Source organism: Arthrobacter sp. B0316-1-20 (assembly GCF_059091865.1).
The window spans coordinates 108,367-118,306 of the sequence record NZ_JBNHHC010000020.1 but is presented as its reverse complement, the minus strand read 5'-3'; the positions used below and the strand labels follow the sequence as shown (position 1 = coordinate 118,306).

The following is a 9,940-nucleotide window of genomic DNA, read 5'->3' as shown; positions in this document are numbered from 1 at the left end:
GTCCTTGACGTCGATGCGTTTGGACATGGGGTTCCTTCTCTTTGGTTCTGGCTCAGCGGCCGGTCTTGGGGGCGAAGATGCGGGCGATCAGCCGGGCGATCAGGTTCAGCAGCATGACGAAGATGATCAGGATCAGCGCAGCGGCCCAGGCACGCTGCATGCTGGGGTCCACGTTGGTGGGCGAGGTCGGGTTCATCAGCTGCCGGTAGATGAACGTGGGCAAGGTGGTCATCCAGCCGCCGAACACGTTCCAGTTGATGCTGTTCACGAAGCCCGCGGTGACCAGCAGCGGCGCCGTCTCGCCGATGATGCGGGCGATGGCCAGGGTGACGCCGGAGGCGATGCCGGAGATCGCCGTCGGCACCACCACCTTCAGGATGGTGCGCCACTTGCGCACGCCCAGCGCGTAGGACGCTTCGCGGAGCTCGTTCGGGACGATCTTGAGCATTTCCTCGGTGGAGCGGACCACCACCGGGATCATCAGCACGGAGAGGGCGACGGCGGCCACGAAGCCGGTGCGGGTGCTGGGCCCGAAAATCAGCCCGAACAGTGCGGCAGCGAACAGGCCTGCGACGATCGAGGGGATGCCGGTCATCACGTCCACGAAGAAGGTGATGCCGCGCGAGAGCGGCCCGCCCTTGCTGTATTCGACCAGGTAGACCGCGGTGAGCAGCCCGATCGGCACCGAAATGATGGTGGCCCAGAGGGTGATCAGCACGGTACCGACGATGCCGTGGTAGGCGCCGCCGAGCACGTCGGTTCCGTTGGCGGTCGTTTCGTTGTCGATCATGCCGGTCATGCCGTTCATCGACGTGAAGACCAGGTTGTAGCTGAGCCCGGCGACGCCGTTCTGCAGCACGGTCCAGATCACGGAGATCAGCGGCACGACCGCGATGATGAACGCCGCGAAGACCAGGTTGGTGGCGAAGCGGTCCTTGGCTTTGCGCGCCCCCTCGACGGAGAGCGTCACGATGTAGCCGGCAATCACGAAGATTACGGCCGAGAACAAGGCCCAGGAGACGAGGCCGAAACCGATCAACGACGAGGCCGCGGCGCCAAGGATGAGCGAGCCGGCAGCGACGGCCCAGATGGCCCAGCCGGGCATCTGGTTCTTGGTGAGCGTGTTGCGCTTGGTCGGGGCGGGCGTTTCAGTGAGCAGTTTGGACATCAGTTGGCTCCCGAGAATTCCTTGTGCCGGCTGATGATCCAGCGGGCGACCATGTTCACGGCCAGGGTAATAACGAACAGCACCAGGCCGGCGGCGATCAGTTCGGACAAGCGCAGCCCGTACGCTTCAGGGAAGTTCAGGGCGATCTCGGCGGCAATCGTCTGGTTCCCCGACTTGATCAGGCTGGCGATGAGCCCGCCGCCGGAGAGCACCATGGCCACGGCCATCGTCTCGCCGAGCGCGCGTCCGAGGCCCAGCATCACCGCGCTGACGATGCCCGGGCGGGCGAACGGGAAGACGGCCATCTTGATCATTTCCCACCGGGTGGCGCCCATGGCCAGGGCCGCTTCCTCGTGGAGCTTGGGCGCCTGCAGGAAGATTTCGCGGCTGAGCGAGGTGATGATCGGCAGGATCATCACGGACAGCACGATTCCGGCCGTCAGCATGGTCTTGCCGGTCTGGCTGGCGGGGCCTTCGAAGATCGGGATCCAGCCGGCGTTCTCCGCCAGCCAGGTGTAGGGACCGACGAGAGCGGGAGCCAGCACGGTCATGCCCCAGGCTCCGTAGACCACCGAGGGGATGGCGGCCAGCAGGTCCACCACGTAGCCGAGGCCCTGGGAGAGCCGCCGCGGTGCGTAGTGGGAGATGAAGAGTGCGACCCCGACGCCGACCGGGGTCGCCAGCAGCAGGGCGATCGCCGCGGCGATCAGCGTGCCGATGACGATGGGCCAGATGTAGCCCCAGAAGCCGTTCCCGCCGGAAATGGCGGCCGGGTCTGCCCCGAACGTCGGCAGGGCCTGCCACAGCAGGAACGCCGCCACGCAGAACAGCACGAAGAGGATCAGGCACCCTGCGGCAAGCGCAAGGCCGGAAAAGACCTTGTCGCCGGCGCGGCCCTGGCCGGTCTCGGTCAATGTTTGGGACACTTCATAACCCTTCGGGTTCTGTACTTCGTCTAGCTGTTCTGCCAGTCTTGCGGCTTCGTTCCGTCCGGGCAATTTCGCCCCGGCCGGAACGCGGCTGCGCCCCGCGCGTCAAACTGCGACGGCGCGGGGCCAACCGGACTTCGTGTGGGCTACGACTTCACCGAGATGGAGTCGATAGCCGCCTTGGCCTGCTCGCGCAGGGTCTCGGAGATCGGCGCGTTGCCGGCCGAGTCCTGCGCGGCCTGCTGTCCTTCTTCGCTGATCACGTAGTTGCCGAAGGCCTTCACCAGGTCAACGGTGTTCTGATCAGCATATGTCGAGCAGTAGATGTGGTAGGAAACCAGCACGATCGGGTAGGCGCCGGATTCGGTGGTGTCGCGGTCGAGGTCCAGGGACATGTCAAGCTCGCCGCGGCCCTCGACCGGGGTGGCAGCCTCAACGGCCTTGGACGCGGCCTCGGGGCTCAGTTCGACGTATTCCTCGCCGACCTTGACCTTCACGGTACCCAGGTCGCCGACGGCCGAAGCGTCGGCGTAGGTGATGGCCCCGTTGGTCGCGGTGGTGGCGGAAACCACACCGGAAGTGCCCTGGGCGTTCTCGGCCTGGAGCTTGGCAGGCCATTCCCCGGAGACTTCGTCGGTCCAGACGTCGCCGGCGGCGGCAGCCAGGTACTCCACGAAGTTCTCGGTGGTGCCGGACTCGTCGGAGCGGTGGACCACGGTGATGGGGGTGTCGGGCAGTTCCACGCCCTCGTTCTGCGAAGCGATGGCTTCGTCGTTCCACGTGGCGATTTCGCCGCGGAAGACCTTGGCGATGGTCTCGGCGTCCATGTTGATGGAGTCCACGCCTTCGAGGTTGAAGGCGACGGCGATCGGGGAGACGTAGCCGGGGATGTGCATGGCGCCGTCGGGGCCGCAGACCTCCTTGGCCTGCTCCCATTCTTCCTCGTCCATGTAGGCGTCCGAGCCGGCGAACTGCACGCCGCCGGCCAGGAAGGCGTCGCGGCCGGCACCGGAGCCGTCCGGCGAGTACTGCACGCTGGCCTCGGGGTTCTGCGCGCCGAAGCCGGCAATCCAGGCCTGCATGGCGGAATCCTGCGAGGAAGCGCCCGCGCCGGAGAGCGTGCCCGAAACCGTCGCTGCGGTCTCGGTGCTGCCTGCGGCGGCCTGGCTGCCGGTGGCGTTGTCGGAGCCACAGGCCGTCAGCGCCAGCGCTGCAACGGAGAGGACGGCGGCCGCGCGGCCGATGCGAAGTGCCTTCACGTGTATGGTCCCTTTCAGGGTGAGAACGGATCAGGACGACCGGACGTGTTTTCGCCCTGGCGTCGTGCTCCCTCGAGGCTATGGGCGCCACGTAAAGAATGTGCACGGCCAAAGTGAACGCAAGGTGAACAAGACCGGACGGTTTACTAACCGACGGCGTGCAGGCCTTGCCTTTGTGAGCGCACTCATACTAGGGGCGGGGGCCGGGCCGGGGTCTTGCAGGCCGGACGGGGGCCCGGGGGCGGCCGTGCCGAGGCCGTGGGCCCGGACGGGGCCGGGCGAGCCCCGCCTAGACTGGGAACATGAGCGCAGGCACCCCGTTGGCACAGGCCCGGTCGTTCCTGCGCAAACGCGGACGCGCCGGCTTCAGCCGCAGCAAGTCCTCCGTCATGCCCGCGGTGCGGATCACCTTCTGCGCCGTTGCCGCTTACGTCGTGGCCGAGCAGGTCCTGGGCCACGAAGGCCCGCTGTTCGCCGCCACCTCGTCCATCATTGCGCTCGGTTTCTCCACGGGGCCCCGGGCGCGCAAAGTGCTCGAAGTGGCCATCGGCTGCACGCTGGGCATCGCGGTGGGCGATCTGCTGCTGCACTTCCTCGGGCCGGGCATCTGGCAGGCAGCCCTGGTGCTGCTGGTTTCCATCCTCCTGGCCCGGTTCCTGGACAGCGGCACCATCTTCACCACGCAGATGGCGCTGCAGTCGGTGCTGGTGGTGCTGCTGCCCGCCCCGGACGGGGGGCCGTTCACCCGCAGCCTCGATGCCGTCATCGGCGGCGCCTTCGCGATGCTCGTAACCATGTTGATCCCCGGCGACCCGCGCTCCGAACCGCGTTCCAAGCTGCAGACGCTCCTCGACGAACTCGCCTCGGTGCTGCGCGAGTGTTCCGTCGCCCTCGCCCACAGCGACTCCACCAAGGCCTGGCACGCCCTGGTTAGGGCGCGGGGCAGCCAGAACCTGATCGACGACGTCCGCGGCAGCTTCAGCTCGGCGCGGGAAGTAGCCCGGATTTCCCCGGCGCACCGCCGCCACCGGGACGAAGTGGGGGACCTGCAGGATGCTGCGGAGATGGCGGATTTGGCCATGCGCAACAGCCGGGTCTTCTCCCGGCGCCTGACGTCCGTGATCAACCACGCGGCCATGTCCGACGAGGCGATCGCAAGCTTCTCCGAAGTGCTCCAGGAGACCGCCGACGCCGTCGAAATCCTCGCTGCCGGGCTTTCCGACCGGGACCCGGGCGCCCGCGAACGCCGGCTCTCCGGCGCCCGCAACGATCTGGCGGAGATTGCCACGCGCCTGCACCCCAAGACCCTCGGCGTTATCACCCTGGAAGGTGAGGGCCTGATCCTGGTCTTCCGGCCGCTCATGGTGGACCTGCTCAAGGCCGCCGGGCTGAGCCAGGACGACGCCACGTCCTACCTGCCCAGGCTCTGATTGTCCGGCGCCCCGGTTACTGTGGGTCCATGAGCACCAAGACCCGTTCCAAGGCCCCCGCCTACCGCTGCGCCGAGTGCGGTTGGAGCACGGCAAAATGGGTGGGCCGGTGCGGCGAGTGCCAGGCCTGGGGAACGGTTGAAGAGGCCACCCAGGTGGTGGCGCGCACCACGGCCGCGGCCGCCGTCTCGCGGCCCGCGGAACGAATTGCCGACGTCGATGCCACCTCCGCGGCCTTCCGGGCCACCGGCGTGGGCGAACTCGACCGGGTGCTCGGCGGCGGTCTGGTCCCCGGTGCGGTCATCCTGCTGGCCGGCGAGCCGGGCATCGGCAAGTCCACGTTGCTGCTGGACGTTGCAGCCCGGGTAGCCCGGCTGGACCGCGACGTGCTCTACGTCACCGGCGAAGAGTCGGCGGCCCAGGTGAAGCTGCGGGCCGAACGGATTTCGGCGGTGGCGGACAACCTGTACCTGACCGCCGAGACAGACCTCGGGATAGCGCTGGGGCACGTGGAGCAACTGGAGCCGGCGCTGCTGATCGTGGACTCGGTCCAGACGCTCAGCAGCAGTGCGGTGGAGGGAGCCGCCGGCGGCGTGACGCAGGTGCGCGAGGTCGCCGCCTCGCTGATCAACGCCGCCAAGCGCAAGGGCATGACCACCATCCTGGTGGGGCACGTAACCAAGGACGGCTCGATCGCCGGGCCCCGGCTGCTGGAGCATCTCGTGGACGTGGTCTGCCAGTTCGACGGCGACCGGCACTCGCGCCTGCGGCTGGTGCGTGCGGTCAAGAACCGCTACGGCCCGACCGACGAGGTGGGTTGCTTCGACCTGACCGAGGCCGGCATCGAAGGCCTGACGGACCCGAGCGGCCTGTTCGTGTCCCGGACCAAGGATCCGGTCTCCGGCACCTGCATCACCGTGACGCTGGAGGGTCGGCGGCCGCTGGTGGCCGAGGTGCAAGCGTTGCTGGCCGAGACCTCCAATGCGCAGCCGCGGCGCGCCACCAGCGGGCTGGATTCTTCCCGTGTGGCCATGATGATGGCCGTGCTGCAGCGCCGCGCCTCCATGTCGCTGCACAAGGACGACAGCTATGTGGCGACGGTGGGCGGGGTCCGGCTCAGCGAACCCGCGACGGACCTGGCCACCGTGCTGGCCATCGCCTCGGCCAAGACCAACCAGCCGCTCCCGGCCCAGCTGATCGCCTTCGGCGAGGTCGGCCTGGCCGGCGAAGTGCGGCCGGTACCGGGAATCTTGCGGCGGATCCAGGAGGCCGAACGGCTCGGGTTCACGCACGCGATCGTGCCGGCGTCCCCCGACGGGGCAGGCCAGGTGCCGGCCGGCTTCACGGTCAAGGAAGTGCACACAGTCTCCGAAGCGCTGTCCACGCTGTTCCGCTGAGCGCCGGGAGCGGATTAGCCGAGGTCCGGCCTTATCATGGACCCTGGGGCTGTCAGGACGGCGGCCTCGTCCCCATGCCCGCCGGCCCTAAGGAAACTCCCCCATGGTCAAGAGCCCCGAGGACGCCCTTAAGGCGACCCTGGCCCGTGTAGCTCCGGGAACCCAGCTGCGCGACGGGTTGGAACGGATTCTCCGCGGGCGCACCGGCGCGCTCATCGTGCTCGGCTACGACCAGCAGGTGGAAAAGATCAGCAGCGGCGGCTTCGACATCGGGATCGACTTCTCCCCCACCCGGCTGCGCGAACTGGCCAAGATGGACGGGGCGATCGTCTGCGACAAGGACGCGGCGAACATCCTCAAGGCCGCCGTGCAGCTGGTCCCCGACCCGTCGATTCCCACGCAGGAGTCGGGCACGCGCCACCGCACCGCCGAACGGGTCGCCATCCAGACCGGGCTGCCGGTCATCTCGGTCAGCCAGTCCATGCAGATCATCGCGTTGTATGTGGAAGGCATCCGGCACGTGCTGGAGGGCTCGGAGCCGGTGCTCGCCCGCGCCAACCAGGCGCTGGCCACGTTGGAGCGGTACCGCGCCCGGTTGGACCAGGTCACGAGCTCCTTGTCCGCGCTGGAGATCGAGGCCATGGTCACCGTGCGGGACGTGGCGGTCACCCTGCAGCGGCAGGAAATGGTCCGCCGCATCTCGGACGAGATCTCCCAGTACGTGCTGGAGCTCGGCGTGGACGGGCGCCTGCTTTCCCTGCAGCTGGATGAACTGACCTCGGGGCTGGGCCCGGACAGCGAGATGATCCTGCGCGACTACGCGGACATCAAGGGCGGCATCGACGTCGACGCCGCCCTGCACACGCTGCGCGGTTTCACCTCGAACGACCTGATCGACCTGGGCCGCGTCGCCAGCGTGATCGGCATCCAGGTAGGGCAGGACTCCCTCGACGCCGTGGTCCAGCCGCGCGGCTACCGGCTGCTGGCCGCAGTCAAGTCGGTGCCGCGGGCGGTGGCGGACCGGCTGGTCGACCACTTCGGCGGACTGCAGTCGCTGATGGCGGCCAATATCGACGACCTGATGGCGGTGGACGGCATCGGCGAACAGCGGGCCCGCGTGATCCGCGAGGGCCTGTCCCGCATCGCCGAAACCAGCCTGCTGGACCGGTTCCTCTGATCCCTTGGGGCGTGCGCTAGCGCAGTTCGAACACGGTCTTGTCGCTGGTCTTCTTGTCCAGCTTGGTGACCAGGACGTAGGTGCCCGGCTGCGGGTTGGCTTCCACCGGGGTGCAGCCCGGTGCCGTGCGGTTCCGTTCCCAGACGAAACGGGCCTGCTCTGCCTTGCCCGGCTCAAGGGTCATCATCAACGGCTCAGGCTCCACCTGGCAGTCCTTGGAGGAAAAGATCCGGTCTTCTCCGCTGGTGACCAGGAATTCCATGGCGTCGGTGCCGACGTTGACTTCGCACGGCCCCTTGCCCTCGTTGGCCACCTTCAGGATGAGGGTGGGGTTCTCCCCGCTGCCGTACGCCGGGGCGTCCGTTTCCGCCCGGACGACGACGTCCTGGTCCTCGCAGCCTGCAGGGCCCGGCGATGCCGGGCTGGCGGACGCGGGGCTGGAGGCCGCCGGTTCCGGCGCCTCCGCCGCTGCTTCGGGATCTCCCCGGCCCAGCAGGCCGGCGACCCACCATCCGGCGGCCACCAGGGCGGCCAGCAGCAGCACGGCCAGGGCCAGCACCACTAGACGACGGCGGCGGTAAACGGCAGGGCTGGGCCGCCGGACGGGAGCCTGCCCGCGGGTGCCGGATGTGCCGTTGCCTGCCATGCCTTAAGGCTAAGGACAGCGGCGGCCCGCGCCGTCACCACCACGCCGGGAAGTACAGTATTGGTTGATCACACCGTAGGAGTTCCATGCCCCGCCCCGCCGCCGCACCGGCACAGTGCACAGAACCGGCCGAAGCCGAACTGCTGCATTCGCGTATCCGGACCTGGTTCGCGGCCAGCGCGCGGGACCTGCCCTGGCGCCGCGCGGACTGCAGCCCCTGGGGCATCCTCGTCAGCGAATTCATGCTGCAGCAGACCCCCGTGGTCCGGGTGCTGCCTGTCTGGGAGCAGTGGATGCGGCGCTGGCCGCGCCCGGCCGATCTCGCCGCCGATCCGGCCGGGGAAGCGGTCCGGGCCTGGGGCAGGCTGGGGTATCCGCGCCGTGCGCTGCGCCTGCATGCCGCAGCTGCCGCCATCGTGGACCGGCACGGCGGCCGCGTGCCGGATGACCACGCCAGCCTGCTGCAGCTGCCCGGCGTCGGAACCTACACCGCGGCCGCCGTCGCTTCCTTCGCCTTCGGGCTGCCGGAAACCGTGGTGGACACGAACATCCGTCGCGTGCACGCCCGGCTGGTCAGCGGAGCCGCGCTGCCCGCGCCATCGCTGACTGCCGCCGAAATGCGCACGGCGCACCAGCTGATGCCGGCCCACGGCACCAAGGAGTGGAATGCCGGCGTCATGGAACTCGGCGCGCTGATCTGCACGGCGAGGTCGCCGCAATGCGATGCCTGCCCCGTGCTGGACCGCTGTGCCTGGGTCAGGGCCGGCCGGCCCGAGGCCCATTACGTGCCCAAAGGCCAGGCCTGGGCGGGCACCGACCGGCAGGTGCGAGGGGCCATGATGGCCGTGTTGCGCGAGGCCGAGTCCTCGGTTCCACGCGAGGTCCTGCTCGGCAGCGTTGACCTGGCCGATCTGCCCGCGGCTTACCGGACGCCGCTCGCGGCACTGCGCGCACTGCCTGCCGGGGACGAACAACTCGGCCGCGCCCTGGACGGGCTCATCGCGGACGGTTTGGCCGTCGCGTCGGGCGGGGGCGTCGGCCTGCCCGGGTAGGAAACCGGTTCCTGCAGCCGACGGGTGAGAGCGCAGCCTGCGCTGCGGCCCGGCGGGGCCGCTAGTTGTCGCCGCCGCCGGAAGGATTTTGCCGGCCCCCGACACTTCAGTCGGCCTGGCCGCCCGGTCCGCCTGGGCCGCCGCTCTGCTCCTGCTGGTCGTCGTCGGCGTCACCGGCCTTGTCCTTGAGGCCGTCCAGCTTGTCTCCCTGCAGTTTGGCCGAGCCGTCCTGCTGCTCTGCCTTGCCGCCGCCGGGGTTACTCTCCACACCCATGGTCATCCTCACCGTCGCGCCGGCACGAGGGGCCGGCTGTTCCCTCCCCAACGCCTCCACCCTAGGGGCCCGGGCGGAACGTGTCGACGGACGGGCGATCAAAGCCTGCGGATCATCCGCGTGTTGCCCAAGGTATTGGGTTTGACCCGGGCCAGGTCGAGGAACTCCGCCACGCCTTCGTCCGTGGAACGCAGCAGCTCGGAATACACCTCGGGGTCCACCACCGACTGGTCGGCCATCACCTCGAAACCGTGCCGAGTGAAAAAGTCCACCTCGAAGGTCAGGCAGAACACGCGGCTGACGCCCAGGTCCTTGGCGGCGGCGATCAGCTCGTCGAGCAGGGCCCGGCCCACTCCCCTGCCCCGCCAGTGCGCCGCGGTGGCCAGCGTGCGGACCTCGGCGATGTCCTCCCACATGACGTGCACGGCCCCGCAGCCCACGATCTCGCCCGCCGGGGTCTCCGCGACCCGGAACTCCTGGATGCCTTCGAAGTACGCCACGGCCTCCTTCTCCAGCAGCACCCGCTTGTCGGCCAGCGGCTTGACCAGCCGGCGGATCTGGACGACGTCGGAGGTGCGGGCGGGGCGGATACTGAAGGCGTCGGTCAC

The 9,940-nt window shown here is 68.9% G+C and carries 10 protein-coding genes; 4 read left to right on the top strand and 6 right to left on the bottom strand.

Translation table 11 applies throughout. The features are described from left to right. Positions 1-52: 52 nt before the first annotated feature. The 3 genes from pstA to pstS form a co-directional block, all read right to left on the bottom strand. Positions 53-1,168: a phosphate ABC transporter permease PstA gene (pstA, locus tag AC5RW2_RS27040; RefSeq protein ID WP_494001948.1), complete on the bottom strand. Its 1,116-nt coding sequence runs from the start codon at positions 1,166-1,168 to the stop codon at positions 53-55. After that, entirely contained in the window at positions 1,168-2,094 is a 927-nt protein-coding gene (gene pstC / locus AC5RW2_RS27035) for a phosphate ABC transporter permease subunit PstC (RefSeq protein WP_493978329.1), read from the bottom strand. Before pstC ends, pstA begins: the two co-directional genes overlap by 1 nt. Before the next feature lie 149 nt (positions 2,095-2,243). Next, the gene (pstS, locus tag AC5RW2_RS27030; RefSeq protein WP_494001946.1) at positions 2,244-3,356 is read right to left on the bottom strand and encodes a phosphate ABC transporter substrate-binding protein PstS; all 1,113 of its coding nucleotides are present in this window, start codon (positions 3,354-3,356) and stop codon (positions 2,244-2,246) included. Between the two features lie 302 nt (positions 3,357-3,658). On the opposite strand from pstS, the gene AC5RW2_RS27025 reads away from it, so the two are divergent. The 3 genes from AC5RW2_RS27025 to disA all read left to right on the top strand — a co-directional run bounded on the left by AC5RW2_RS27025 (position 3,659) and on the right by disA (position 7,360). Continuing rightward, on the top strand, positions 3,659-4,786 hold the full coding sequence (locus AC5RW2_RS27025; protein ID WP_494013364.1) for an FUSC family protein: 1,128 nt from the start codon (positions 3,659-3,661) through the stop codon (positions 4,784-4,786). A 29-nt stretch (positions 4,787-4,815) separates the two neighbouring features. Continuing rightward, a complete protein-coding gene (gene radA, locus AC5RW2_RS27020) occupies positions 4,816-6,183 on the top strand; it encodes a DNA repair protein RadA (protein ID WP_494074779.1) in 1,368 nt (455 codons plus the stop codon). A 103-nt stretch (positions 6,184-6,286) separates the two neighbouring features. Next, positions 6,287-7,360, top strand: a complete 1,074-nt coding sequence (gene disA / locus AC5RW2_RS27015; RefSeq protein WP_494001944.1) for a DNA integrity scanning diadenylate cyclase DisA — start codon at positions 6,287-6,289, stop codon at positions 7,358-7,360. Positions 7,361-7,376: 16 nt separating this feature from the next. On the opposite strand, the gene AC5RW2_RS27010 is transcribed toward disA, so the two are convergent. Beyond that, complete coding sequence (locus tag AC5RW2_RS27010) at positions 7,377-8,006, bottom strand: hypothetical protein (RefSeq protein WP_494074778.1); 630 nt, start codon at positions 8,004-8,006, stop codon at positions 7,377-7,379. 86 nt (positions 8,007-8,092) lie between these two features. On the opposite strand from AC5RW2_RS27010, the gene AC5RW2_RS27005 reads away from it, so the two are divergent. Further along, positions 8,093-9,058 (top strand): HhH-GPD family protein, encoded by a 966-nt coding sequence (locus tag AC5RW2_RS27005; protein ID WP_494074777.1) that lies wholly within the window; start codon positions 8,093-8,095, stop codon positions 9,056-9,058. A 106-nt stretch (positions 9,059-9,164) separates the two neighbouring features. Here the strand turns inward: AC5RW2_RS27005 and AC5RW2_RS27000 are convergent, their stop codons facing one another. Then, entirely contained in the window at positions 9,165-9,332 is a 168-nt protein-coding gene (locus AC5RW2_RS27000) for a hypothetical protein (RefSeq protein WP_494013367.1), read from the bottom strand. 98 nt (positions 9,333-9,430) lie between these two features. Beyond that, positions 9,431-9,940: an amino-acid N-acetyltransferase gene (locus tag AC5RW2_RS26995; RefSeq protein ID WP_493988474.1), complete on the bottom strand. Its 510-nt coding sequence runs from the start codon at positions 9,938-9,940 to the stop codon at positions 9,431-9,433.

Excerpts from the sequence above, each read along its gene's own strand:
- pstA (WP_494001948.1), bottom strand. The coding sequence starts at position 1,168 with ATGTCCAAACTGCTCACTGAAACGCCCGCCCCGACCAAGCGCAACACG.
- AC5RW2_RS27025 (WP_494013364.1), top strand. The coding sequence starts at position 3,659 with ATGAGCGCAGGCACCCCGTTGGCACAGGCCCGGTCGTTCCTGCGCAAA.
- radA (WP_494074779.1), top strand. The coding sequence starts at position 4,816 with ATGAGCACCAAGACCCGTTCCAAGGCCCCCGCCTACCGCTGCGCCGAG.
- disA (WP_494001944.1), top strand. The coding sequence starts at position 6,287 with ATGGTCAAGAGCCCCGAGGACGCCCTTAAGGCGACCCTGGCCCGTGTA.
- AC5RW2_RS27010 (WP_494074778.1), bottom strand. The coding sequence starts at position 8,006 with ATGGCAGGCAACGGCACATCCGGCACCCGCGGGCAGGCTCCCGTCCGG.
- AC5RW2_RS27005 (WP_494074777.1), top strand. The coding sequence starts at position 8,093 with ATGCCCCGCCCCGCCGCCGCACCGGCACAGTGCACAGAACCGGCCGAA.
- AC5RW2_RS27000 (WP_494013367.1), bottom strand. The coding sequence starts at position 9,332 with ATGGGTGTGGAGAGTAACCCCGGCGGCGGCAAGGCAGAGCAGCAGGAC.